This window comes from Curtobacterium sp. MCLR17_055 (genome assembly GCF_003234305.1).
Taxonomy (GTDB): Bacteria; Actinomycetota; Actinomycetes; order Actinomycetales; family Microbacteriaceae; genus Curtobacterium; species Curtobacterium flaccumfaciens.
The window spans coordinates 25,807-51,029 of sequence record NZ_QKSX01000004.1 but is presented as its reverse complement, the minus strand read 5'-3'; the positions used below and the strand labels follow the sequence as shown (position 1 = coordinate 51,029).

The window sequence follows — 25,223 nt, the reverse complement described above, 5'->3', positions numbered from 1 at the left end:
GCGCCTATTCTGCGGTGTCAGCGGCCGGAGCGTCGGCCGGCAGCACCGCGTCGCGGAGGGGCGACGTCGTGTCCGACCAGTACGGCGGTGCGATGACCGTCAGCCCGCCGTCGACCGAGAGCACCTGCCCGGTGATGTACCCGGCCTTGTCCGACAGCAGGAAGTCGACGGCGTCGGCCATGTCATCGGCCGTCCCAGGGCGCTGCAGCGGGAGCTTCTCGAGCACGGTGTCCATCGGCGCCTGGCCGGGGACCTTCGTGTAGAAGTACTCGAGCGAGTCGGTGTCGATGAGGCCGCCGTTCACCGCGTTGACCGTGATCTGGCGCGGACCGAACTCCACCGCCATGTACTTCATGTACGCCTCGCTCATGGCCTTGGCGGCACCGAGTGCGGCGTAGGTCGGGAATGCCCGGAGTGATCCGTACGAGGTCACGACGACGATGCGGCCACCCCGGTCCATGAGTTCCGCGGCGCGCTGGGCGCCGAGCACGAACGAGCGGGCGTTCGTGGCGTAGCTGCGGTCGAGGTGGTGCAGCTTGAGGTCGGCGACGGGCTTGAACGCGCTGGCGGCGGCGTTCGCCACGAACATGTCGAGGCGTCCGTAGGTGTCGCGCACCAGGTCGAACAGGGCGTCGATCGACTCCGGCTGCTCGATGTCGACCTGCGCCGTGATGCCGTCGCCGCCGGCCGCCCTGACGTCGGCGAGGGACTCCTCGGCCAGGTCGGCGTTGCCCTTGTACGTCACCACGACGGTGACGCCGCGCTGGCCGAGCTTCTGCGCGAGCAGGCGGCCGATGCCGCGCGAAGCGCCGGTGATCAGTGCGATGGGCGAGCTGAGCGCGATGGGTGCGTTGGTGCTGTCGGTCACTGCGGTCCTTTGCGTGCGTGGGGACGGACGGGAGGCGCGGGGCGGGCCCGCCACGGGCCTCCAGTCCGGTGGTCGGTTGTGGTCTAGAACCCGGCCTTGCCGGTCACGACGGCGCGGCCGACGATCAGCTTCTGGATCTCGTTGGTGCCCTCTTCGAAGCGCTGCGCGCGTGCGTCGCGGTAGACGCGCTCGATGGCGTTGCGCTTCCAGTAGCCCTGCCCGCCGTGCACCTGCAGGGCCTTGTCGGTGACGCGCGCGAGCATGTCGACGGCGACCATCTTCGAGGCACTGGAAAGGGTGCCGGCGTCGGGACGGTCTTCCTCGTAGGCGCGCGCGGCCTCGAGCACCAGGGCGCGTGCTGCGGCGATGTCGGCGTAGTTCTCGGCCAGGTAGAACTGGATCGCCTGGCGGCTGGAGAGCTGCTTGCCGAACGTCTCACGCTTGTTCGCGTACTCGACGGCGAGCTCGTTCGCCCGCTCCGCGAGCCCGACGGCGCTCATCGCGACGGACACCCGGCTCGGCAGCAGGAAGCCGCCGAGCGCGACCTCGAGACCCTGGCCCTCGGCGCCGAGCAGTGCACTCGCCGGCACGGGCACGTCGGTGAAGCGCAGGATCGCGTGGTCGGTGCCGCGGATGCCCATGGTGTCGGAGTCGTCGATCACCTCGGCACCCGGCAGCCCGTTGTTCGGCATGAGGAACGCGACCGTGCCGTCCTGGCCGCTCGTCCCCTCGAGGCGGGCGGCGATGAGCCAGTAGTCGGCCTTGACGCCGAAGGTGATGAGGTGCTTCTCGCCGTTCATCACGTAGGTGTCGCCCTCGCGCCGGACGGTCGTGCGGATGTCCGCTCCGGTGCCCGCGGTGGCCTCGGTCAGGGTGAACGCGACGAGCGTGTCACCGGCGACGGACGGCTTGACGACCTGCTCGATCTGCTCCGGCGTCGCGTAGGGAGCCATCGCGCGCCAGGTGCCGTTGATGACGTGCACGAGCATGCGGATGGAGGCGTGCGAGCGGGAGACGACCTCCATGATCTCGAGGTAGCGCGAGAACGGGATCGCCCGTCCGCCGAGCTCCGTCGGGGCGGCGAGGCTGAGCCACCCGTTGTCCTTGAGCTCCCGGAACAGCTCGGGAGCGACCCGGCCCGTGCGCTCGATCTCGTCCGCCCACTCCTCGCCGGGGCCGCGCACCCACTCGGTGACCTCGGCCTTGAGCTGCTGGAAGGCGGCTTCGTCGAAGCCCGTGCTCGTCTGCTCGACGATCGTCATCGTGTCTCGTTCTCCTTCGTCGCGACGAGCGCGGCCGCCTGCTCGCGCAGGATGTTCTTCTGGACCTTGCCGACCGCGTTGCGCGGCAGCTCGGTGGTGTACTCGAGTCGTTCCGGCCAGTAGTACTTGCTCACGCCGGCCGTGTCGAGGTACTGCTGCATCCCGGCGAAGTCGAGCGGCTCGTCCGCGCGGGCGTTCACCACCCAGGCGCAGGCACGCTCACCGAGTCGCCCGTCCGGCATCGCCACGATCGCCACGTCCGTGACCAGCGGGTGCTGGTACAGCAGGTTCTCGATCTCGACGACGGGGATCTTCTCGCCGCCGCGGTTGATGACGTCCTTCACGCGCCCGGTGATCGACAGGAAGCCCTTCTCGTCGACCTTCGCCAGGTCGCCGGTCCGGTACCAGCCGTCCGCGGTGAACACGTCGTCGGTCAGGTCCGGGCGGTCGAGGTAGCCCGCGAACATCGTCGGCGAGTGCAGCTCGAAGTTGCCCTCGGTCCCGGCGGGCAGCTCGATCCCCGCGTCGTCGACGATGCGGATCGCGATGCCCGGCAGCGCCCGGCCGTCGTGACCGTACGCGTCGGCGGGGTCGTCGCTCGGGCTGGACAGGGCCCCGAGACACGTCTCGCTCGTCCCGAAGGCGCCGAGGATGGCGCTGCCGAGCACCGTGCTCGCTCGCTGGGCCAGTGCGCGGGGCACCGCGGCGCCCGTCGGCACGAAGATCCGGAGCGACTCGGGCTGCGGAGCACCGGCCTCGACCAGGTCGACGAGGTCGGTCAGGAACGGCGTCGCGCACTGCACGAAGGACGCCCGTGCGACGCCGAACGCCTGCTCGAGTGCGACGCGGCCGTCCCACACCGGCTGGATGACCTGCGGGGCACCGAGCCGGAACGCCAGCAGCATGCCGTACAGGAACCCGGTCTGGTGCGCGAGCGGCGACGGGATGTAGATGCGGTCGGCGCTGGTCAGCCCGGACTGCGCCACGTGCATGGCGGTCGCGAGCCCGAGCGTGCGGTGCGGGTGCTGCACGCCCTTCGGCTCCCCCGTGGTGCCGGAGGTGAAGAGCAGCTGGCAGACGTCGTCCGGCCCGGGAGCGTGCGACGCGATCTCGTCGACGTCGACGTGCACGGCGGCGAGGGCGTTCTCGAAGTAGCGCCAGTGCCAGTCGCTCGCCACGACCCGTTCCAGGGCGTCGGCGGGCAGCGGCGGCTGGTTCGTCGGGGTGTCCCCCTGCCCGCGGGCCTCGGCTCGGAGCACGATGACGTGCTCGAGCGACAGGCGGCGGTCCTGCGCTGCGGCCTCGTCGATGACGTCGAGGAGTTCGAGCGCGGGACGGCGCTTCCGGAACACGTTCGGCAGGAAGACCACGCGGGCCTTCGAACGCGCCAGCGTCATCGTGGTCTCGCGGGGACCGAACACCGGCATGATCGGGGTCGCGACGGCGCCGATCTGGACCGCACCGAGGGTGATCGACACGAACTCGCGCCAGTTCGGCAGCTGCATCGCGACGGATTCACCCGTGCGCACGCCGAGTTCGAGCAGCAGGGCGGAGACCCGGTCAGCCTCGTCCTGCAGCTCCTTCCACGTGGTGTTCACGGGCGTCGCACCGCCGACCTCGATCACGGCCAGGCCGTCGGGGTCGGTCTGGGACAGGGCACGGACCCGCTCGCTCAGGACGAGGGGGTCGGCGTCGACGCCGGCGAGCTCGGGCACGGCGACGGCGGGCTGCGGGGCGGCGGGCTGCGCGGCGGCGGGCTGTGCGGCGGGCTGCGCGACCGGCTGGTCGGCGGGCTCGGGTGCCGCCGACGTCTCGAGGTCCTCGGCTGCCGCGCTGACCGGGGGCGCGCCCAGGTGCGTGCGGACCCCGTCGGCCTCGGCGGCGTCGATCCGGTCGTCCCGCGCCACCTGGGCTGCGAGCCGGTCACCGACGGACATGTCGAGCCCGACGGAGTTCATCGCCTCGAGGAACGTCGGGTAGGAGATCCGGTAGGCACGCGGGTAGGTCAGGCCGGACACCCCGTCGGCACTCGACGCCGCGACCGCGAGGGACATCAGCACGCGGTGGTCGTTGAACGAGGACATCGGCGCTCCGTGCAGCCCAGCCGCACCGACACCGGTGACCCGCAGCTCGTCCGCACCCTGCTCGGCACGGCCGCCCATCCGGTTCAGCTGGAGCATCGCCGCCACGCGGTCAGACTCCTTCAGCCGGATGTGCGCCACGTTCCACAGTCGGCTCGTGCCCTCGGCGAACGTGGCCATCGTGGACAGCACGGGCAGCAGGTCCGGGATCGGACGGCAGTCGACGTCGAGCGGCCGGAGCGGCGACCCGTCGTGCTCGATCCGGACGAAGCCGGTCTCCTCGTCGATCCGCATCGGGACACCCATCGCGGTCGCGAGGTCCAGGAACTCGCTCTCCGGGTGGTCGGTCTCGGCCGTCGTCGTGGCCGTCATGCCCCGCAGTAGCACGTTCGACTCGCGGGTGCCGGCCGCCGCGATGCCGAACGCTGCGGAGCCGATGTCGGGCGGGATGACGTAGTCGTGCGGGGTGGCCTGCTGGCCCGCCGGGATCCGGTACTCGAGCCAGTCGTCGGAGACCTCGACCGTCAGGCCGAACTGCCGCATCATCCGCACGGTGAGCTCGACGTAGGGCTGCTCGTTGAGCCGCCCGCCGGTGATGTGGATCCGCGTCTCGTGCTCGGCGAACGGTGCCACGAGCAGCAGCCCGGACACCCACTGCGACAGGGTGCCGGCGATCGTCACGTCACCGCCACGCGGACGCTTCGGCTGCACGGTGACGGGCGGGCAGTCGTTCGTCGCCTCGAGCTCTACCCCCATCTGCGTCAGCGAGGTGAGCAGCGCCTTGATCGGCCGGCGCTGGAAGTACTTCATGCCCGACAGGGTCATCGGGCGGTCGGCCAGCGAGGCGAGCCCGGTCATGAAGTAGAGCGTGGTGCCCGAGGACCCCATGTTGAGCAGTCCGTCGGCACCGCGCGAGCCGTGGTCCACGACGTCGGTGGCCTGGTACCGGCCGCCCAGTCCGGTCACGTGGTACGCGTTCCCACGACGCTTGACGTCGACGCCGAGCGCGCGGAGCGTGCCCACGGTCCACTCCACCTGTCGCGTCGCGCTCACCCCGGAGACGACACTCGTCCCCTTCGCGAGCGACGCGAGCACCAGCGCGCGGTGCGCGTGGTACTTCGAGACCGGGATGTCGAGTTCTCCGACGAGCGGGGCGTTCGTCCCGCGCACCACCAACTGCATGCGTACCTCTTCCCTGTAGGAACATTTCAACGGTACGCCCACAGTGGAACTAGTTGCAGGGCGATCCGCACGATCGGGACAACGCTTCGTTGTGCGTGTCCGACAAGGACCCGGGCAGGATGGACGGCATGGACATCCGCTTCACCGAGTCCCGCCCGTCGACCATCGGCGTCGAGTGGGAACTCCCCCTGGTCGACCGGTCGACCGGCGACCTCGCTCCCCGCGCCCCCGCCGTCATCGCCGCCGTGCACGAGCGGCTCGGTGACCACGACCGCGTCACCGAGGAGCTGCTGACCAACACGGTCGAGGTCGTCTCGAGCGTCCACGACCGCGTGGGGGCTGCGACGAGCGAGCTGTCCGGCATCATCGGCGAGGTCATCGACGCCGCCGAACCGCTCGACGCCCAGGTGATGTGCTCCGGCACGCACCCGTTCGCAGTGTGGGACCAGCAGGAGATCACCCCGGACAGCGAGCACTACACGACGCTGATCGACCGGACCCGCTGGTGGGGACGCCAGATGCTCATCTGGGGCGTGCACGTGCACGTCGGCATCGACGACCGCGACAAGGCGGTCCCGATCATGAACGCGATGCTCGCCTACGTCCCGCACCTGCAGGCGTTCACCGCGTCGAGCCCGTTCTGGGGCGGCACCGACACCGGGTACGCCTCGAACCGCGCCCTCATGTTCCAGCAGCTCCCGACCGGCGGGCTCCCGCCGCAGCTCGGCGCCTGGGCGAACTTCGAAGAGGTCGTCGGCGACCTCACGCACACCGGCGTCATCGACGGCGTGAAGGACCTGCGCTGGGACATCCGTCCGTCGCCGGGCTGGGGCACCCTCGAGAACCGGGTGTCCGACGGTATCTCGACCCTGCACGAGGTCGGCGCCGTCACCGCGCTCGTCCAGTGCCTGGTCACCGCCTGCTCGGACCGGCTCGACGCCGGTGAGACCCTGCCCACCATGCAGCCGTGGTTCATCCGCGAGAACAAGTGGCGCGCGGCCCGCTACGGCATGGAGGCCGAGATCATCACGAACGTCGCCGGCGACGAGCGGCTCGTGACCGACGAGGTGCACGACCTGGTGCAGCGGCTCGACCCGATCGCCGAGCGGCTCGGCTGCCAGGACGAACTGCACCACCTCGACACGATGATCGAGCGCGGCGCCTCGTACCAGCGGCAGCTGCAGGTCGCGCAGGAGAACGGCGGCGACCTGCGCGAGGTCGTCCGCCACCTGGTGACGGAGTTCCGCGAAGCGCTCTAGCCGCGACCGGCCCGTCCCGGGCGTACCTGGTCGAATCGGGCGTACCTGGTCGTTTCTTTCGACGAAGTACGCCCGATTCCACGTTCCACCGCGCGTGCGATGGGAAGGAACGTCGCGACGCCGCCCCCGCGTCCAGTCCGCGCCCACCCACCTAATCGATCCGGGTATACCTCGTCGAATCGGGCATACCTGGTCGTTTCTTTCGACCAGGTACGCCCGATTCCACTTTCCATCGCGCGTGCGATGGGAAGGAACGTCGCGGCGCGACCACGAACGGACGGGAGGCCCGGTGCCAGCTGGCACCGGGCCTCCCGTCCGTCAGGTGGTCGCGACTAGCGACCCAGGAACTTCTGCAGCGACGCGAGCTCTTCCTCGGTCGGTGCCTTGCCGCCCTTGGCGCCGCCGAGGCCGAGGCCGGACCCCTGCGGGGCCTGCTGCGGCGCAGCCGCCGCGCCGGCCGCGAGGGCTGCGCGCTTGGCGGGGTTGCCCACCTTCGACTTCTTCTTGCCGCCCTGCTGCTGCTTCTTGCCGCCGTGCATGCCCGGGATCGGACCCATGCCCGGCATCTGCGGCACACCACCGCGGGCGACGGTCTTCATCATCTTGGCGGCCTGCTCGAAGCGGTTGACCAGCGCGTTGACCTCGGTGACCGTCGATCCGGCACCGCGCGCGATGCGCAGACGGCGCGAACCGTTCAGGAGCTTCGGGAGCTCGCGCTCCTGGGGCGTCATCGACTGGATGATCGCCTCGGTGCGGACGATCTCGCGCTCGTCGAAGTTGTCGAGCGCCTCGCGCATGCCCTTCGCTCCCGGGAGCATGCCGAGCATGCCCTTGATGGAGCCGGCCTTGCGGAGCTGCTGCATCTGCTGCAGGAAGTCGTTCAGCGTGAAGTTGTCGGTCGCGATCTTGTCCGCGACCTTGCGCGCCTCTTCCTCGTCGAAGGCGCCCTGCGCCTGCTCGATGAGGGACAGGATGTCGCCGAGGTCGAGGATGCGGCTCGCCATGCGGTCCGGGTGGAACGGCTCGAAGTCGTCGAGCGACTCACCCGTCGACGCGAACATGATCGGGCGGCCGGTCACACTGGCCACCGACAGGGCGGCACCACCGCGTGCGTCACCGTCGAGCTTGGAGAGCACGACACCGGTGAAGTCGACGCCTTCCTGGAAGGCACGGGCCGTGTTGACGGCGTCCTGACCGATCATCGCGTCGATGACGAACAGGACCTCGTCCGGGTCGACGGCCTTGCGGATGTTCGCGGCCTGCTTCATCAGCTCGGCGTCGACACCGAGTCGACCGGCGGTGTCCACGATGACGGTGTCGTACTGCTGGTCGATCGCGGCCTTGATGGCGTTCTTGGCGACCTTGACCGGGTCGCCGACACCGTTGCCGGGCTCGGGCGCGAACACGTGCACGCCGGCCTGCTCGCCGACGACCTGCAGCTGCTGCACAGCGTTCGGACGCTGGAGGTCCGCCGCGACGAGCATCGGGGTGTGGCCGTCCTTCTTGAGCCACTTGCCGAGCTTGCCCGCGAGGGTGGTCTTACCGGCACCCTGCAGACCCGCGAGCATGATGACCGTCGGCGGCTTCTTCGCGAACTCGAGCCGTCGCTGCTGCCCGCCCAGGATGCCGACGAGTTCCTCGTTGACGATCTGGACGACCTGCTGCGCCGGGTTGAGCGCGCGGTTGACCTCGTCGGAGAGGGCACGCTCGCGCACCGATGCGGTGAACGCCTTGACGACCTCGAGCGCGACGTCGGCGTCGAGGAGCGCCCGCCGGATCTCGCGGACGGTGCCGTCGACGTCGGACGGAGTCAGCCGACCCTTGCTCCGCAGATTGCGGAAGGTCTCGGTCAGCCGATCGGAGAGTGAACCGAATTGCGCCATGATCCGTCGATTCTACAAGGCTCCCGCCGACGACACCGGCCCGTTCACCGCAGGAGGACACCCTCGGTCAGCTCGAGCGGCGCTGCGAGCCCCACGTCGATGACCACCGGCGCGCTCGACGGGCTCCGGTCACCGGTCGGGAACCAGCGTCGGTCGGGCGACACCAGGATCACGAGACCGTCCACGTCGCCCACCGCCGCGAACGACTCGCCCGGCGGGTTGGCGTACGGCTCGACACCGGCGCGCCGCAGGGCCTCGACAGCGCCGAGGACGTCGGGGACGGGGACGCCGACCTCGCTGACGGAGACGAGCGGGACGACGGTGCCGGTGCCGGTGCCGGTGCCGGTGCCGGTGCCGGTGCCGGAACCGTCGCCGGCGCGCCGGGCGCCCGACTCCAGGTCCCGCCGCTCGATGAGCTCGAGGAGCTGCTCGTCGGGCCCCTCGAAGTAGACCGACCGCGGGTTCCAGTTCGGCGGCCCCTCGAACTCGTCCTGGTCGTCCGTACCGAGCACCGTCGTCAGTCCGGCGATCCAGGCCTTGGCCGCGTCGAACGTCCCCGTGGGGATGGTCATCGCCAGGTGCAGGGCTCCGGCCATCTCCGGCAGTTCGCGGAACACGAGGAGCGTCGACCCCACCACGACGCGCACCGTGGCGTCGACGATCTCGACCGGACACCCCAGTCGTTCGTAGAACCGGGCGGTGTCGGCGAGCGATCGGGTGGCGAGCTGTACCTGTCGGATGTCCATGTCCTCATCGGACCATCTCAACCCTTGTTGAGGTCAAGCACCCGGTTGTTGGACGCCGTCCAGAAACTGTCGTACGCTCGCCGCATGCCGGAACTCGAGATCGTCCGCCACCACGGCCTGCTCGACTACGCGGACGGCCTCGCCCTGCAGCGGGACCTGCACGCCGACGTCGTCGCCGGCCGCTCCCCCGGGGCCGTCGTCCTCTGCGAGCACCCGTCCGTGTACACCGCCGGACGCCGCACCGAACCGACCGACCTGCCGACGAACGGCGCCCCGGTCGTCGACACCGACCGTGGTGGACGCATCACCTGGCACGGGCCGGGGCAACTGGTCGCATACCCGATCGTCCGGCTCGCCGAACCCCTCGACGTCGTCGCCTGGGTGCGCGACCTGGAGCAGGTCGTCATCGACGCCGCGGCCGCAGTCGGGGTGCACGCCGAACGGGTCGCGGGTCGCAGCGGCGCCTGGGTGCCGGGCACGGACGCGTCCCCCGCCGCCAAGGTCGGCGCGATCGGCCTGCACGTGGCCGAGGGCGTGACGAGCCACGGCATCGCGATCAACTGCGACAACGCCCTCGACGCCTACGCCGCGATCGTCCCGTGCGGCATCGCGGACGCCGGGGTCACGACGCTGAGCGCCGCCGCGGCGCACGTGGGGCGTGCCCACGTGACCGTCGACGACCTCGCACCCCTGGTGGCAGGGCGTGTCCAACAGGCCGTCGACGGCATGCACAGCGGCCACCGGATCAGCACGACGGCCCCCAGCACCAGCACGAGCACGAGCACCAGCACCAGCACCGCGCCCGCCCGACAGGAGACCCTCGTATGACCCTCGCCCCCGAAGGCCGCCGCATGCTCCGGGTCGAGGCCCGGAACGCCGAGACCCCGATCGAGACGAAGCCAGCGTGGATCAAGACCCGTGCCACGCAGGGCCCCGAGTTCCGCGAGCTGTCGAGCCTGGTGCGCGAGAAGCAGCTGCACACCGTCTGCCAGGAGGCCGGGTGCCCGAACATCTTCGAGTGCTGGGAGGACCGCGAGGCCACCTTCCTGATCGGCGGCTCGCAGTGCACCCGTCGCTGCGACTTCTGCCAGATCGACACCGGCAAGCCGGAACCGCTCGACCGCGACGAGCCCCGCCGGGTCGCGGACTCCGTGGCGGAGATGGGGCTGCGGTACGCGACCGTGACCGGCGTCGCCCGCGACGACCTGCCCGACGGCGGCTCCTGGCTCTACGCCGAGACCATCCGGGCGATCCACGAGCACTCTCCCGGCACCGGCGTCGAGATCCTGGTGCCGGACTTCAACGGGCGACCGGACCAGCTCGGCCCGGTGTTCGACGCCCGCCCCGAGGTCTTCGCCCACAACGTCGAGACCGTCCCGCGGATCTTCAAGCGGATCCGGCCGGCGTTCACGTTCGAACGCTCCCTCGACGTCATCACCCAGGGCCGCGACGCCGGACTGGTCACGAAGTCGAACCTGATCCTCGGCATGGGCGAAGAGCGCATCGAGATCGAGGACGCCCTGCAGCGCCTGTTCGACGCGGGCACGGACATCATCACGCTGACGCAGTACCTCCGCCCGTCGCCCCGGCACCTGCCGGTCGCGCGCTGGGTCAAGCCGGAGGAGTTCGTCGAGCTCCGCCAGGTCGCCGAGCAGATGGGCTTCGCCGGAGTGCTCGCCGGACCGCTGGTCCGGTCGTCGTACCGGGCGGGCCGGCTGTGGGCACGGGCGACGGTGGCCCGCGGCGGCTCGGTTCCCGAGCACCTGGCCCACCTGCTCGACGCGACCCCCGGTCGCCAGGCCGTCTGACGCGCGCGCGGCGCGCGCGGCGCGGCCGGCGTTTCGCGCTGAGCGACACTTCACGGGCTGCGGAGCACGTGAACTGTCGCTCAGGCCGAAACTCCGTGCGCCCGGGCGACGCCCCGGACAGACGGGAGGCGCGGTGCCAGCTGGCACCGCGCCTCCTGTCCGTCAGGTGGTGACGACTACTTCGCGTCGGCCTCGACCGACTCCTTCGGCTGGCCGGTCGGGGTGAGCCCGCGCTCCTGGCGGCGCTTCGAGACCACCAGCGACGCGGTCGTGGCGACGGCGATCGTCAGCGCGATGAAGCCCAGCGAGAACCAGATCGGGATCTCCGGCGCCCACTCGATGTGCTCGCCACCGTTGATGAAGGGCAGCTCGTTGACGTGCATGGCGTGGAAGACGAGCTTCACACCGATGAACGCCAGGATGACGGCCAGGCCCTGACCCAGGTAGATGAGGCGCTCGAGCAGGCCGGCGATCAGGAAGTACAGCTGCCGGAGACCGAGCAGCGAGAACGCGTTCGCCGTGAACACGATGAACGCGTCCTGCGTCAGCCCGAAGATCGCGGGGATCGAGTCGAGCGCGAACAGCACGTCGGTCAGGCCGATGGCGACCATGACGAGCAGCATCGGGGTGAACAGCCGCTTGCCGTCGACGCGGGTGGTCAGACGGTCGCCGTCGTAGTGGTCCGAGGTCGGGATGATGTGCTTGAGGATCCGGATGAGCCGGGATTCGCCCTCGCTGCCGTGGTCGTTGCCACTGCGGGCCTGCGACCAGGCGAGCCAGAACAGCAGCGCACCGAACAGGTAGAAGACCCACGAGAAGTTCTCGATGATCGTGACGCCGAGGGCGATGAAGACGCCACGGGCGACGAGCGCGATCGCGACGCCGACCAGCAGGACCTTCTGCTGGAACTCCTTCGGCACGGCGAAGCTCGACATGATGATGAGGAAGACGAAGAGGTTGTCGACCGACAACGCCTTCTCGGTCAGCCAGCCGGCGAAGTACTCGCCACCGGCCTGCCCGCCGCCGAACACCAGGATCCCGATGCCGAACAGGATCGCCAGCCCGATGTAGAAGGCCGACCAGAACGCGGATTCGCGGATGTGGGGCACGTGCGGCGTGCGGACGTGCGAGTAGAAGTCGAACACCAGCAGCGCGAGGATGCCGGCGATCGTGATGAGCCAGACGAAGAGTGGGACGTCCACGGTTTCCTTCAGGTAGGGCGTGCCGCTGATGTGTGGGTACGCCGAGGCCTGAAGGTCTCTTCCGTCGTCCCGCACCGGAACCGGTGCCGCACGACCGGCGCCCCGGGGCCGGATCGTTCCGGACCGTACTGACGGGGTCACCGAGAGGGAATACTCCCCTTCGTGATCCCGAGCATACCGGGCACAGCGGACATGTGCCGCGCTCTAAGCTGGGAGCATGGCGAGTTCTTGGTCACTGTCCACACGGCTGCGCGGCCTCTTCCAGCGCAAGACGATCGACGAGACCACGTGGGAGGACCTGGAGACCGCCCTCATCGGCGCCGACTTCGGGCCCGACATCTCCGAGGAGATCATCGAGGACCTGCACGCCCGCGTCGACCGGTACGGCACGACCGACCCCGCCGACCTGCAGCGCATGCTCCGCGAGGTCCTCGAGGAACGGCTCTCCAAGCTCGACACCACCCTGAAGCTCAGCGCGCGGCCCGCCGTGGTGCTCGTCGTCGGGGTGAACGGCGTCGGCAAGACCACGACGATCGGCAAGTTCGCCAAGTTCCTGAAGACGTACGACCGCACGGTGCTCGTCGGGGCGGCGGACACGTTCCGCGCCGCGGCGGTCGAGCAGGTCGCCACCTGGGCCCAGCGCGCCGGCGTCGACGTCGTCCGTCCGTCGCAGCCCGGGCAGGACCCGGCGTCGGTGGCGTACCAGACCGTCGAGAAGGCGATCCGCGACCAGACCGAGATCGTCGTCATCGACACCGCCGGGCGCCTGCACACCAAGGCCGGCCTGATGGACGAGCTCACCAAGATCAAGCGCGTGGTCGAGAAGCAGACCGAGATCAGCGAGGTCCTGCTCGTCCTCGACGCGACGACGGGCCAGAACGGCCTCGCACAGGCCCAGGCCTTCATCGAGGGCGCCGGTGTGACCGGCCTCGTCATCACGAAGCTCGACGGCTCGGCCAAGGCCGGGTTCGTGCTGAGCGTGCAGGAGAAGACCGGCATCCCGATCAAGCTCATCGGGCAGGGCGAGGGCATCAACGACCTCACGGGCTTCACCCCGCACGTGTTCGTGCAGAACCTCGTCGGCTGAGCGAACGCGATCTCGTCGGCTGAGCGAAGGCGCCCCGTCGGCTGAGCGAACGCGTCGGCACGCCGAGGAGTAGCGTCCCTGACGGTCCGGGCATCTGCTCGGTCTCGTTCCAGGGATAGGAGACCCTCATGCCCGCACTGCTGATCATCGCGATCATCGTCGGCCTCGTCCTGCTCTTCAGCGGCATCTTCGTCGGTGCGCTGAAGTTCCTGCTCTGGGTGGGCATCGTGCTCATCCTGCTGGCGGTCATCGGCTGGCTGCTCCGGACGATCCGCGGTCGCGCGTAGCGACCCGGCGTCCTGTCCGGACGCACCTGACAGAACGGGAGGCGCGGTGCCAGCTGGCACCGCGCCTCCCGTCTGTCGTGGTCGCGACCAGGGCGCCTAGGCGACCGCGTCCGCCGGCTCGCGCTTCTGCACCCGCTGCCCGACGACCGCGGAGACGCCGTCCTGCCGCATCGACACCCCGTACAGGGCGTCAGCGATCTCCATCGTGCGCTTCTGGTGCGTGATGACGATGAGCTGGGACGACTCGCGGAGCCGCTCGAACACGGTCAGCAGGCGGCCGAGGTTGGCGTCGTCGAGTGCCGCCTCGACCTCGTCCATGATGTAGAACGGCGACGGCCGCGCGGTGAAGATCGCGACGAGGAGCGCCACCGCCGCCAGGGACCGCTCGCCGCCGGACAGCAGGGTCAGGCGGTCGATCTTCTTGCCGGCGGGCTTCACCTGCACGTCGATCCCGGTGCCGAGCAGGTCGGTCGGGTCGGTCAGGTTGATGGACCCCGAGCCGCCCGGGAACAGGATCGGGAAGATGACGTCGAACGCTTCCTTCGTGTCGTTGAACGCGGACTCGAAGATCGTCTGCATCTTCGTGTCGAGCTCGTCGATGATCGTCAGCAGGTCCGTCCGGGTCTTCTGCAGGTCCTCGAGCTGCTCGGCGAGGAACGCGTGCCGCTGCTCGAGCGCCTGGAACTCCTCGAGCGCGAGCGGGTTCACCTTGCCGAGCTGTCCGAGGTCGCGCTCCGCGGCCTTGAGTCGGCGCTCCTGCTCGGCACGGACGTAGGGCACGGTCTCGACGTCGGCCGGGTCGATCTCGTCGGACGTGTCGAACTCGGGCAGGGCGGGGCCGCCGGGCAGCGTGGACTCGGCGTCGACGAGCGCCAGGTCGTCGGTGCTCGTCTCGGCGTCTTCGTCTGCGTGCGCGTCCGTGTCGGTGTCCGCGCGGTCCGGTTCGGTCACGCCCGCGGCTTCGGCCGCGGCGGCCGCGGCTGCGGCTGCGGCCGCGGCGGCCGCGGCTGCGCGCTCCGCCTCACGGTGCTTCCGCGCGCGCACCCGCGGGTCCACGAGCACGTCGACGGGCACCGGCACGTGCGGCCCGTACTCGGCCACCAGCACGGCCTCGGTCAGCCCGAGCTCGCTCTGCGCCCGGTCGAGGACGCCGGACACGTGCAGCTTCTTCTCGTAGATCTCCATCTCGAGCGAGTGCACGCCGTCGGTGATGGTCTGCAGGCGGTCCCGGAGTTCGCGCTCCTCGTTGCGGATGGTCTGCAGCTCGGTGTTGCGCTTCGACCGCTCGGCTTCCTCGGTCGCCAGCTGCACCCGCGCTTCGGCCAGCGAACGGTCGACCGCACCGAGCACCCCGGGCAGGTCGGCGAGCACGGCTTCCGCGGTCCGGATCTGGCCGCGTCGGATGACGGCGAGCCGGGCGGCCTCCTCGGCGGCGGCGCGCTCCGCCTCGAGCTGGCGTTCGAGCTGGTCGGCGCGGTTCCGTTCGGCGCGCACCCGCTCGCGCACGGTCTCGACCTGGATCCGCTGCTCGACCTCGGCGGCACGTGCGGCCTCGAGCGCGTCCTGCAGCGCGGGACGCTCGGAGGCGTCGACCACGGGACGCTCCTGCTCGGTGAAGGCCCGGTGCGCCGACTCGGCCTCGGCCAGCACCGCCTCGGCGGTCTCGACGGCGCCGTCGGTCTCGGCCAGCGCGGCACGCAGCCGCTCGACCTCGGCCGCGGCGTTCTCCGCCTTCGCCCGCGTCGATGCGCTCGTGCGGTCGTACTCGGCCTTCGCCCGCGTGTACGCGCGGGAAGCTGCGTCGGCCTCGTCCGCACGGCGGCGTGCGTCCTCGACGGCACTGCGTGCGGCCTGGAGGCCCGTGGCCGCGTCCTCGGCGTCGGTCGCGATCGCGTCGCGGCGCGTCACGGCGTCGTCGCGCTCCGCGACGAGCTCGATGCGCGAGGTGACGCGCTCCCCGCCGCCGGTCACGCGGACCGCGCGGACGAGGTCGCCGGACCGCGTGACCACCGTGGCGTGCGGGGCGGCCGTGAGCACCGCCTCCAGGTCGAGGTCGTCGGTCTCCGCGACCAGCGTGTCGCGCAGGATCGACGCGAGCGCCGGCGGTCCCTGCACCAGGTCGATGGCACGGCGGACGCCGGCCGGCAGGGTCACGGGCAGGGCGGTGGTGACGGCTGCGGCGTCCGCGACGACGACGTCGATCCGGCCGAGGTCAGCAGCGCGGGCGTGGTCGACGGCGTCGAGCGCCGCACCGCGGTCGTCCGCGAGGACGGCGTCGGCGAGTCCCTCGAGCGCGGTGGCGATCGCGGCCTCGAACCCGGGCGAGACCGTCAGGCTGTCGGCCAGGCGACCGACGATGCCCGCGCGACCGGCGTCGATCAGGGCCTGCGAACCGTCGCGGACCTCGATCGACATGCCGAGCGCGGTGACCCGGGCGTCGAGGGCGTCACGCTCGCGTTCGAGGGCGTGGAGGCGGTCGCGCTGCTCGTCGCGCGTGGTCTGGGCTCGTTCGAGCTCGGCGCGCGCCTGCTCCAGGGTCTGCGCGAGCGCGGTCTCGTCGACGCCCTCGGACGGGTCGACACCGAGTTCGGCGAGGGCCGCCGCGGCACGCTCGGCACGTTCCCCGGCCTCGGCCAGTGCCCGCTCCCGCCGCTCGCGGTCGGCGACGGCGGAACCGCGCTTCGACCGGGCGACATCGACGGCGCTGGCGAGCCGCTGCGCCTCGAGGTCGTGCTGCGAGACCAGGGCTGCCTGGGCGGCGATGCGTTCGTCGAGGGCGTCCAGCGCGGCGCGTGCGTCCTGCACCGCGCGGGCGGTCGTCGCCGAGCCGCCCTGCATCTCGTCGGCGCGGGCGGCGAGACGGTCGGCCTCGGCACGGACCCCGGCGACCTGCTCCTGGGTGACGGTCGGGCCCTGCTGCGGGGCGTCGGCCTGCTGCGCGAGGAACATCAGGCGCTGGTTCGCCAGGCTCGACAGGCCGCGGAGGCGCTCCTGCACGCTCTCGAGCCGGTGCACCACGGTGCGGGCGCGGTCGACGTCGTCGCCGACCATGCTCTGCTCGACGTGCTGCTGGCGCACCCGGGTCTGGTCGAGCCGCTCGGTCAGGACGATGCGCTCGGACTTGCGGCCCGCCTCGACCTCCTGGTGGTCGTGCAGCTCGCGGCGCAGGCGCACCACGTCGTCGGCCAGGATCCGGGCCTTGGCGTCGCGGAAGACCGCGGCGACCGACTGGGCCTTGCGCGCGACCTCGGCCTGGCGCCCGAGGGGCTTCAGCTGCCGCCGGATCTCACCGGCCAGGTCGGACAGGCGGGTCAGGTTCGTCTGCATCGCGTCGAGCTTGCGGAGGGTCTTCTCCTTGCGGCGACGGTGCTTCAGGATCCCCGCGGCCTCCTCGATGAAGCCGCGGCGGTCCTCCGGGGTGGCGTGCAGCACCTTGTCGAGCTGCCCCTGCCCGACGATGACGTGCATCTCACGGCCGAGGCCGGTGTCGCTCAGCAGCTCCTGCACGTCGAGCAGCCGGCAGTTCTCGCCGTTGATGGCGTACTCGCTGCCACCGTTGCGGAACAGCGTGCGCGCGATCGTCACCTCGGAGTACTCGATCGGCAGCAGGCCGTCACTGTTGTCGATGGTCAGCAGCACCTGGGCGCGACCGAGCGGACCGCGGGTCGAGGTGCCGGCGAAGATGACGTCCTCCATCTTGCCGCCGCGCAGGGTCTTCGCCCCCTGCTCCCCCATCACCCAGGCCAGGGCGTCCACCACGTTCGACTTGCCGGAGCCGTTCGGGCCGACGATGCACGTCACGCCCGGCTCGAACGCGAACGTCGTCGGCTGCGCGAAGGACTTGAACCCCTTGATGGTCAGGCTCTTCAAGTACATGCGGTCTCCGGATGCTCAGGTTGGCGTCAGGCTAACGCGTGCGGGCGCGGGGACGGGGTTGGCACACGGGGCAGATGTGGCTCGACCGGTTCATGAAGGCCTCGCGCACGATCGTCGTGCCGCAGCGTGGGCACGGCTTCCCCTGCTGCCCGTAGACGTTCAGGCGCTGCGAGAAGTACCCGGACTGCCCGTTGACGTTGACGTACTGGGCGTCGAAGCTCGTGCCGCCGTCCTCGAGCGCCCGGCGCAGGATGGCACGGACCTCGTCGAGCAGCCGACGCAGGTCGGCACGGGTGAGGCGGTCGGCGGCGCGGTCGTAGTGCAGCTTCGCGGCCCAGAGCGACTCGTCGGCGTAGATGTTGCCGATGCCGCTCACGACGCCCTGGTCGAGCAGCACCCGCTTGATGCCGCTCGAACGCTTCCGCGCCATCGCGGTGAACCGGTCGTCGTCGAACGCGGGGTCGAGCGGGTCACGGGCGATGTGCGACACCTGCCCGGGCACCCAGCGGCGCCACACGGCATCGGGGTCGATCGCGTCGACCTGCCCGCCGAACCCGGCCGGAGCACCGTCGATCGTCGGCACCATCGCGTCGATCGCCATCGAGCCGAACGTGCGCTGGTCGACGAACTCGAGTTCCACCGGGGGCTCCGCCGCACCCGAGCGGTCGGTGCCCGCGGGCTGCACGTCGATGAGGATCCGCCGGTGCTTGGCCGCCGGTCGACCCCGGCCGAGCAGGATCTGCCCGCTCATGCCCAGGTGGGCGACGAGTGCCTCGGGGCGGTCCCCGTCGTGCTCGGGCTGCAGCGGCATCCAGAGGAACTTGCCCCGGCGGACGGCAGCGGCGATCGTGCGACCGGTCAGTCGGTCGGCGAAGTCCTCGGCGGGGCCGTCGTGCCGGGTGAGGGCACGGTCGTCGACCACGTCGACGTGCAGGACCCGCGCGCCGCTGACGGCGGGTTCGAGGCCGGCGCGGACGACCTCGACCTCGGGGAGTTCGGGCACGCGGTCAGGCCGCTCGACCGGACAGCCGGGTCCAGGCGTCGAGCGCGGCGGCCATCTCGGCGGCCTTCTTGCTCGACCCGGTGCCGGTGGCGATGTCCTCGCCCTGCAGGACGACCGTCGCCATGAAGGTCTTGTCGTGGTCCGGGCCGGTCTCGGTGACGCGGTACGCCGGGTTGCCGAGGGAACGACTCGAGGCGAGCTCCTGCAGGCTCGTCTTCGGGTCCATCGCGGCGCCGAAGCGGTCCGGGTCGATCATGAGCGGTTCGACCAGGCGGAGCACGAGCTCGGTGGCCGGGTCAGGGCCGGCCGACAGGTACGTCGCGCCGATGACGGCTTCGACGGTGTCTGCCAGGATCGACGACTTGTCGCGCCCGCCGGTCTGTTCCTCGCCCTTGCCGAGGCGCAGGTAGCGGCCGAGCCCGATCATCCGGGCGATCTCGGCCAGCGCCACGGTCGACACCAGGCTCGCCCGACGCTTGGCGAGGTCACCCTCGTCGAGGTCGGGGAACGACCGGTAGAGCTTCACGGTCACGGCCTGGCCGAGGATCGAGTCCCCGAGGAACTCGAGGCGCTCGTTGTGCTTGATGCCCCCGTGCTCGTAGGCGTAGGAGCGGTGCGTCAGGGCGAGCTGGAGCAGCTCGAGGTCGATGTCGGCCCCGAGGATGCCCTGCAGACGAACGACGTCCGGCCCCGCGGGGCGAGACCCCGCAGCGCCGGACGTTGTCGTCATGCGTTCGGTCCGATCAGACGTCGGCGACCTTGCGCCCCTTGTACTCCATGTACAGGGGGGTGCCGGCCGAGTCCTCGACGACCTTCGCGCGGTGCGGGAGGCTGTAGGTGACCTGACCGTTCTCGATCGTCTTCACGAGCTGGATCGGCGTGGCCTTCCACTGCGAACGACGGGCGTGCGTGTTCGCACGGGACTGCTTGCGCTTGGGAACGGCCATGGTGAATCTCTTTCGGTTGGTCGGTGGTCGGTACGGGGGCTGGCGGTGTCGGGACCTACTCGGTCTCGGCCCGCTCCTCGCCCTCGGTGGTCTTCGGTGCGGTGGTGTCACCGTCGGTGCTGTCGTCGAGCTCGATCGCGCTGAGCGCTGCCCAGCGGGGATCCAGCACCTGACGAGCGGGCTGCTCGCCGAGGTCGGCCAGACGCTCGCCCGTCACCGGGTCGAGTCCTGGGCAGTCCGGTCGGCAGACCGGCTGGAACGGCAGCGACAGCACCACCGCATCTCGAACGACCTGTTCGGTGTCCACGTGGTCATCGCGAACGAAGAAGTCGAAATCCTCCGAGGCATCATACGCGAACAGCTCGGCGAAATCGACCTCGATCGGTTCGCTGATGTCGATGAGGCAGCGCGAGCACTCCCCCGTGGCGTCGGCCGAAGCGTGTCCGGACACGAGGACGCCCTCGTGCAGGCCTTCGAGTTTGACGTCGATGTGCAGTTCGGCACCCTGTCGGACGCCGATCAGACCGGCCCCCATCGCGTCGGGCACCTCGATGTCGAGCGAGTGCTCGCGCATCTCACCCGGCCGGTGCGCGAGGTCGCGCACGCGCAGGGCGTAGGGGCTGTTCACGGGGGAAGACACGATCGACAAGCCTAGCGCGATCGGGGCCGAGAGTCGAGGTGGCGACAGGCGTGTCCGGACGCGGTGCCGCCCCGGGGACGCTCAGCGGGCCGCGAGCGCGTCGGCGACCGTCTTCGGCACGTAGGGCGTGACGTCACCGCCGAGGGACGACACCTGGCGGATCAGCGAGCTCGACACGTGCGCCCGCGACGCCTCGGGCAGCAGGAACACCGTCTCGACGTCGGCCAGGTGGCGGTTCATGATGGCCATCGGAGTCTCGTACGCGACGTCCTCGCCGGACCGCACGCCCTTCACCAGGACCTTCGCCCCGACCTGCCGGCAGTAGTCGACCAGCAGCCCAGACGTCCACTCGCCGACCGTGACCGTCGCCGGCGCGCCGACCTCGACCAGCGAGTCCTTGATGAGCCGAACCCGGTCGACCGCCTCGAACATGGCCGGCTTCTTGTCGGGGTTGTGCACCACGAGGACGTGCACCTCGTCGAAGAGCCCGGCCGCGCGGCCGATGACGTCGAGGTGCCCGAGGGTGACGGGGTCGAAGGAACCGGGGACCACCGCGATCTGCGCCATGGCAGCGACGATACCGCCCGCGACGCTGTGCCCCCGGGTCAGTTCTTGCCGAGGAACGCCGCGTCGGACTCGTCGAGACGCCGGGCGAGGGCGTCGCGGAGGGCCGGGGACCCCTCGAGCTCGGGATCGGGTTCGAGCACGCGCTCCGCTTCTTCCCGCGCGTCGACGATGAGGTCGGCGTGCTCGACCACCCGGAGCAGGTTGAGCGAGGACCGCCCACCGGACTGCCGTTCGCCCAGGACGTCGCCCTCGCGCCGGAGCTCGAGGTCGACCCGGGCGAGCTCGAACCCGTCGTCCGAGGCGGCCACGGCGTCGACGCGCTCGCGCGAGGTCGTCTCGAGCTCGGCGGAGGTGACCAGCAGGCAGACACCGGCCCACTGCCCACGGCCGATGCGGCCGCGGAGCTGGTGGAGCTGCGAGACACCGAACCGGTCGGCGTCGAGGACGGCCATCATCGCCGCGTTCGGGACGTCGACGCCGACCTCGATCACGGTCGTCGCCACGACCACGTCGAGGTCGCCGGCGGCGAAGGAGGTCATCACGCGGTCCTTCTCGTCGGCGGTCATCCGGCCGTGCAGGACCGCGATCGAGCGCCCTTCGAGCACGGGCATGGTGCGCATCCGTTCGGCGGTGGCGAGCACGGTCGCCGGGGCACGCTTCGGGGCGTCGTCCTCGCCCTCGACCGGCTCCGGCTCGCCGTCGTCCTCGGTGTGGGCGTCGTCGATGGCCGGGCAGACGACGAACGCCTGGCGACCCTTGGCGAGTTCCTCGGCCATGCGGGACCAGATCCGGGGTTCCCACCCGGGGTGCTCCGCCAGCGGGACCGTGAAGGTCTCGACGCCGGCGCGCCCCGACGGCATGCCCGTGATGGTCGAGACGTCGAGGTCGCCGAACACCGTCATGGCGACGGTGCGCGGGATCGGCGTGGCCGTGAGCACGAGCACGTGCGGCGGGGTCGTGCCCTTGGTGCGGAGGGCCTCGCGCTGCTCGACGCCGAAGCGGTGCTGCTCGTCGACCACCACGAGCCCCAGCTCGGCGAAGTCCACCCGGTCGCCCAGGAGCGCGTGGGTGCCGACGACCAGCCGTGAGCTGCCCGACGCGGCGGCGAGCAGGGCACGGCGCCGTTCGTCGGTGGACTGCGACCCGGTCAGGATCACCGGTCGGAGCTCGGCGGCCAGGTCCGGCCCGAGGAACTTCACGATGGAGCGCAGGTGCTGGGCCGCCAGCACCTCGGTCGGGGCGATGAGCGCGGACTGGCCGCCGGACTCGGCCACCGTGAGCATCGCCCGGATCGCCACGAGGGTCTTGCCCGAACCGACCTCGCCCTGGATCAGCCGGTGCATTGGCCAGGTGCGGGCGAGGTCCTGGTCGATGTCGGCACCGACGGCCCGCTGGTCGTCCGTCAACGTGAAGGGCAGGGTGGCGTCGAAGCGCTCGAGGATGCCACCGGGGGTGGCCACGCGCGGGGTCGCCGCGGTGCGACGGGCCGCGATCCGACGCTGCACCAGGGCGGTCTGCAGCACGAACGCCTCGCGGTAGCGCAGGGCGTCCTGCGCGCGCTTGAAGTCCGCGACCTTCTCGGGGCGGTGCAGCAGCTCGAGGGCACGGCGGAACGGCACGAGGTCGAGCCGGGACCGCGCGGACGCCGGCACCGGGTCGGGCAGGTCCGGCAAGGTGTCGAGGACGATCCCGATGGACTTCGCGATCTGCCACGAGGTGAGCGAGGCCGTCGCCGGGTAGATCGGGATCGGCTGGCGCGACCACCGGATCGCTTCGTCGGAGCCGGGCTCCGCCGTGGCGCGGGGGTCGTCGGGGTCGAACAGCTCGTAGTCCGGGTGGGCGAGCTGCCGAGCACCCCGGTAGTCGCTGACCTTGCCGGAGAAGATGCCCCGGGCGCCGGGGACGAGGTCCTTCGTGCGCCACCCCTGGTTGAAGAACGTGAGGGTGAGCAGGCCCTTGCCGTCGCCGATCTTCGCTTCGAGGATCGAGCCGCGGCGCGCGCGCATGGTGCGTTCACGGACGTCGACCACCTCGGCCACGATGGTGACGGGTTCGCCGATCGCGAGCGAGTCGAGGGCCGTCAGTGCACCACGCTCGGCGTAGCGGCGGGGCGCGTGCTCGAGGAACTCCCCCACCGTGCGGTAGCCGAAGGCCTTCTCGATCGCCGTCGCCGTCCGACCGCCGAGCACGTTCGCGAGCCGCGCGTCGAGCGGCGCCGGACCGAGGTCGGGCGCGGCCGGCGCAGCGGGGGTTCCGGAGGTGACCACGCTCCAACGGTACCGGGCACGACCGACCCCACCCGCGCCTCCCGAGCGGCCTGTGGAGAACACCGGACCGGACCCGTCGGGCCGATACGGTGGCTGCATGACCCGCATCATCGCCGGCGCCGCCGGCTCCCTGACGCTCCGGGTGCCGAAGTCCGGCACCCGCCCGACGAGCGACCGCGTGCGCGAGGCGCTGTTCTCGTCGCTCGAGGCACGGGGGCTCGTCGAGGCCACGTCGGTGGCCGACCTGTACGCGGGAACGGGCGCGCTCGGGCTCGAGGCGGCGTCCCGCGGTGCGGCCGAGGTCGTCCTGGTCGACCGGGCGTCCGCCGCCGCGCAGGCCTGCCGGGCGAACGCGAAGGCCGTGCAGCAGCGGGTGCCGGGCGTCCGGATCGACGTGCAGCCGCAGCCGGTGCTCGGGTACCTGCGCGGGACCGTCCGCACCTTCGACCTGGTGTTCATCGACCCGCCCTACGACGTCACGGAGCACGAGCTCGCCGAGGTGCTCGAGGCCCTGGCGCCGAAGCTGACGCCGGATGCCGTCGTCGTGGTCGAGCGGAGCAAGCGCTCCCCCGAGCCCACCTGGCCGGCGGGGCTCGCGCCGTTCAGCAAGCGCAGCTACGGCGAGACCGTCGCCTGGGAGGCCGTCGCCGCCGGCTGAGGCGCTCTGCGCGTGTGCACGCGCTCCGCGACAGTCCACCTGTCGAACGACGCGTGTTCTGTCGCCACACGGTCGCGCACCGACCGGGCGGGGTCAGCCGGCGGCACCGTCCCAGTCGGCGTAGGGGTCCCAGCCGGTCGTCGGCACCGCGGCACCGGCGCGCAGCAGGTCCGCGTCCCCACGCTCGCGCACGACACCGATGCGCCGGAAGCCCCCGGGCAGAGCCGTGCCTGCCGGGAACGTGGCGAGCAGTCCGTGGTCCTCGCCACCGTGCAGCGCAACCTCGTCGACGTCGGTGGCGGCATCGAGTTCGAGCGTCACCCGGCTGGCACGGGCGAGCCGACCGGCGTCGATCGCCAGGCCGTCGGACAGGTCGAGCATCGCGGTGGCCCCGGCCCCGGCTGCGAGCGGCCCGTCGGCGATCGGGGGCACCGGGCGGCGCTGGCGTCCGACGTCGGGGTCGACGTCCGCGTCGCTCGCGACCGTCGCGGCGCGGTCCGGCTCGCCCCGGTCGTCGACGCCGTCGCGGAACAGTCGGGACAGCCCACGGGCGGCACGTCCGAGCTCGCCGGACACCGCGAGCACGTCACCGACGCTCGCACCCGACCGGAGCACGGGCGCGCGGCCCAGCAGGTCACCGAAGGCGGTGACGGCCACCGTGAACGTCGCCGAGGTGGACAGGTCTCCCCCGACGACCCCGCACCCCGGCGCGAGTGCATCGACGGCGAGCCGGAAGCCGTCGGCGATGCCCTCGAGGACGGCCACGGGGGTGTGCTGCGGTGCGGCGAGGGCGATCACGAGGCCGCTCGGTACAGCACCCATCGCGGCGACGTCGGAGAGGTTCGTGGCGGCCGCCTTCCAGCCGATGTCCGTCGGCGACGACCACGCCCACCGGAAGTCCGGCCCGTGCACCATCATGTCCGTCGTCACGACGAAGCGGCCGTCCGGAGCGGCGACGACGGCGCAGTCGTCACCGGGGCCGAGGATCGGCGTCCCCGCGGGCAGACGGCTCGTGATCCGGTCGAGGACGACGAGTTCGCCGAGCTCCCCCACCGTCGGTCCGGCCCAGGCGTCGTCCGTCGCATCCACACGAGAACGGTAGCCTGGACGGCGATGGACACCGCGCGCCGCACCCCTCGGACCCTCGCGATCGTGGGGGCCGTGATCACCCTCGCCGCCGGGCTGACCGGGTGCACGAACGCCGTGTCGATGTCCGCCGCCCCGTCGGCGAACGCAGCGGCGTGCGCGGCCGTGCAGGTCCGACTGCCCGCGACCGTGGACTCGAAGTTCGACCTGCGGAACACGAACGCGCAGGCGACCGCTGCCTGGGGCGACCCCGAGGTGGCGATCTACCACTGCGGTGTCGCCGTCCCCACCGTGTCCGACCTGCCGTGCTTCTCGCAGGGCGGCGTCGACTGGATCCGCGACGACCGCGGCGACCAGGTCGTCTACACGACGTTCGGTCGGTCACCGGCCGTGCAGGTCGTGGTCGACTCGACGAAGACCACGTCATCGGTCGTGCAGGAGCTGTCCGACGCCGTGTCGTCACTGCCCAAGGACGGACACGAGTGCCTCGACCCCGCCGACGTGCAGGGCTGAC

General features: G+C 71.2%; 21 protein-coding genes. 7 read left to right on the top strand and 14 right to left on the bottom strand.

Annotated elements, in window-relative coordinates; genetic code table 11:
- Positions 1-4: 4 nt before the first annotated feature.
- From DEJ09_RS04860 to aroA, 3 genes are all read right to left on the bottom strand, one after another.
- Complete coding sequence (locus DEJ09_RS04860) at positions 5-868, bottom strand: SDR family oxidoreductase (RefSeq protein ID WP_111029153.1); 864 nt, start codon at positions 866-868, stop codon at positions 5-7.
- A gap of 83 nt (positions 869-951) precedes the next feature.
- Positions 952-2,130 (bottom strand): acyl-CoA dehydrogenase family protein, encoded by a 1,179-nt coding sequence (locus tag DEJ09_RS04855; protein WP_111087793.1) that lies wholly within the window; start codon positions 2,128-2,130, stop codon positions 952-954.
- Positions 2,127-5,393 (bottom strand): 3-phosphoshikimate 1-carboxyvinyltransferase, encoded by a 3,267-nt coding sequence (aroA, locus tag DEJ09_RS04850; RefSeq protein ID WP_111087792.1) that lies wholly within the window; start codon positions 5,391-5,393, stop codon positions 2,127-2,129. Before aroA ends, DEJ09_RS04855 begins: the two co-directional genes overlap by 4 nt.
- Positions 5,394-5,512: 119 nt before the next feature.
- Between aroA and DEJ09_RS04845 the strand changes: the two genes are divergently transcribed.
- Positions 5,513-6,652, top strand: coding sequence for a glutamate--cysteine ligase (locus tag DEJ09_RS04845; RefSeq protein ID WP_181433023.1), 1,140 nt, complete (start codon positions 5,513-5,515; stop codon positions 6,650-6,652).
- 332 nt (positions 6,653-6,984) lie between these two features.
- Here the strand turns inward: DEJ09_RS04845 and ffh are convergent, their stop codons facing one another.
- Positions 6,985-8,535 (bottom strand): signal recognition particle protein, encoded by a 1,551-nt coding sequence (gene ffh, locus DEJ09_RS04840; RefSeq protein WP_027465889.1) that lies wholly within the window; start codon positions 8,533-8,535, stop codon positions 6,985-6,987.
- A gap of 44 nt (positions 8,536-8,579) precedes the next feature.
- Positions 8,580-9,281 (bottom strand): hypothetical protein, encoded by a 702-nt coding sequence (locus DEJ09_RS04835; protein ID WP_111087791.1) that lies wholly within the window; start codon positions 9,279-9,281, stop codon positions 8,580-8,582.
- Between the two features lie 84 nt (positions 9,282-9,365).
- Between DEJ09_RS04835 and lipB the strand changes: the two genes are divergently transcribed.
- Complete coding sequence (lipB, locus tag DEJ09_RS04830) at positions 9,366-10,109, top strand: lipoyl(octanoyl) transferase LipB (protein ID WP_111087855.1); 744 nt, start codon at positions 9,366-9,368, stop codon at positions 10,107-10,109.
- Positions 10,106-11,089, top strand: coding sequence for a lipoyl synthase (gene lipA / locus DEJ09_RS04825; protein WP_111087790.1), 984 nt, complete (start codon positions 10,106-10,108; stop codon positions 11,087-11,089). Before lipB ends, lipA begins: the two co-directional genes overlap by 4 nt.
- Positions 11,090-11,265: 176 nt before the next feature.
- On the opposite strand, the gene DEJ09_RS04820 is transcribed toward lipA, so the two are convergent.
- Positions 11,266-12,291: a TerC family protein gene (locus tag DEJ09_RS04820; protein ID WP_111087789.1), complete on the bottom strand. Its 1,026-nt coding sequence runs from the start codon at positions 12,289-12,291 to the stop codon at positions 11,266-11,268.
- A 217-nt stretch (positions 12,292-12,508) separates the two neighbouring features.
- Between DEJ09_RS04820 and ftsY the strand changes: the two genes are divergently transcribed.
- Positions 12,509-13,378: a signal recognition particle-docking protein FtsY gene (ftsY, locus tag DEJ09_RS04815; protein ID WP_017888268.1), complete on the top strand. Its 870-nt coding sequence runs from the start codon at positions 12,509-12,511 to the stop codon at positions 13,376-13,378.
- A 128-nt stretch (positions 13,379-13,506) separates the two neighbouring features.
- On the top strand, positions 13,507-13,665 hold the full coding sequence (locus tag DEJ09_RS18035) for a hypothetical protein (RefSeq protein ID WP_171907827.1): 159 nt from the start codon (positions 13,507-13,509) through the stop codon (positions 13,663-13,665).
- Positions 13,666-13,761: 96 nt separating this feature from the next.
- Here the strand turns inward: DEJ09_RS18035 and DEJ09_RS04810 are convergent, their stop codons facing one another.
- From DEJ09_RS04810 to DEJ09_RS04780, 7 genes are all read right to left on the bottom strand, one after another.
- Positions 13,762-17,541, bottom strand: a complete 3,780-nt coding sequence (locus DEJ09_RS04810; protein WP_111087788.1) for an AAA family ATPase — start codon at positions 17,539-17,541, stop codon at positions 13,762-13,764.
- Positions 17,542-17,572: 31 nt separating this feature from the next.
- Positions 17,573-18,544, bottom strand: coding sequence for a bifunctional DNA-formamidopyrimidine glycosylase/DNA-(apurinic or apyrimidinic site) lyase (mutM, locus tag DEJ09_RS04805; RefSeq protein ID WP_071405663.1), 972 nt, complete (start codon positions 18,542-18,544; stop codon positions 17,573-17,575).
- A gap of 4 nt (positions 18,545-18,548) precedes the next feature.
- Positions 18,549-19,274, bottom strand: a complete 726-nt coding sequence (gene rnc / locus DEJ09_RS04800) for a ribonuclease III (RefSeq protein ID WP_173034235.1) — start codon at positions 19,272-19,274, stop codon at positions 18,549-18,551.
- A 13-nt stretch (positions 19,275-19,287) separates the two neighbouring features.
- Positions 19,288-19,491, bottom strand: coding sequence for a 50S ribosomal protein L32 (gene rpmF / locus DEJ09_RS04795; protein WP_017888273.1), 204 nt, complete (start codon positions 19,489-19,491; stop codon positions 19,288-19,290).
- A 55-nt stretch (positions 19,492-19,546) separates the two neighbouring features.
- On the bottom strand, positions 19,547-20,119 hold the full coding sequence (locus tag DEJ09_RS04790) for a DUF177 domain-containing protein (RefSeq protein ID WP_071405664.1): 573 nt from the start codon (positions 20,117-20,119) through the stop codon (positions 19,547-19,549).
- 93 nt (positions 20,120-20,212) lie between these two features.
- A complete protein-coding gene (coaD, locus tag DEJ09_RS04785; RefSeq protein WP_111029143.1) occupies positions 20,213-20,698 on the bottom strand; it encodes a pantetheine-phosphate adenylyltransferase in 486 nt (161 codons plus the stop codon).
- A gap of 38 nt (positions 20,699-20,736) precedes the next feature.
- Positions 20,737-22,965 carry an ATP-dependent DNA helicase RecG gene (locus tag DEJ09_RS04780; RefSeq protein WP_111038548.1) on the bottom strand — a complete coding sequence of 743 codons (2,229 nt, stop codon included), beginning with the start codon at positions 22,963-22,965 and terminating at the stop codon, positions 20,737-20,739.
- 97 nt (positions 22,966-23,062) lie between these two features.
- On the opposite strand from DEJ09_RS04780, the gene DEJ09_RS04775 reads away from it, so the two are divergent.
- A complete protein-coding gene (locus DEJ09_RS04775; RefSeq protein WP_027465899.1) occupies positions 23,063-23,623 on the top strand; it encodes an RsmD family RNA methyltransferase in 561 nt (186 codons plus the stop codon).
- 93 nt (positions 23,624-23,716) lie between these two features.
- Here the strand turns inward: DEJ09_RS04775 and thiL are convergent, their stop codons facing one another.
- Positions 23,717-24,712, bottom strand: coding sequence for a thiamine-phosphate kinase (thiL, locus tag DEJ09_RS04770; RefSeq protein WP_111087787.1), 996 nt, complete (start codon positions 24,710-24,712; stop codon positions 23,717-23,719).
- A gap of 24 nt (positions 24,713-24,736) precedes the next feature.
- Between thiL and DEJ09_RS04765 the strand changes: the two genes are divergently transcribed.
- On the top strand, positions 24,737-25,222 hold the full coding sequence (locus tag DEJ09_RS04765) for a DUF3515 family protein (protein ID WP_111023961.1): 486 nt from the start codon (positions 24,737-24,739) through the stop codon (positions 25,220-25,222).
- Position 25,223: the final 1 nt, after the last annotated feature.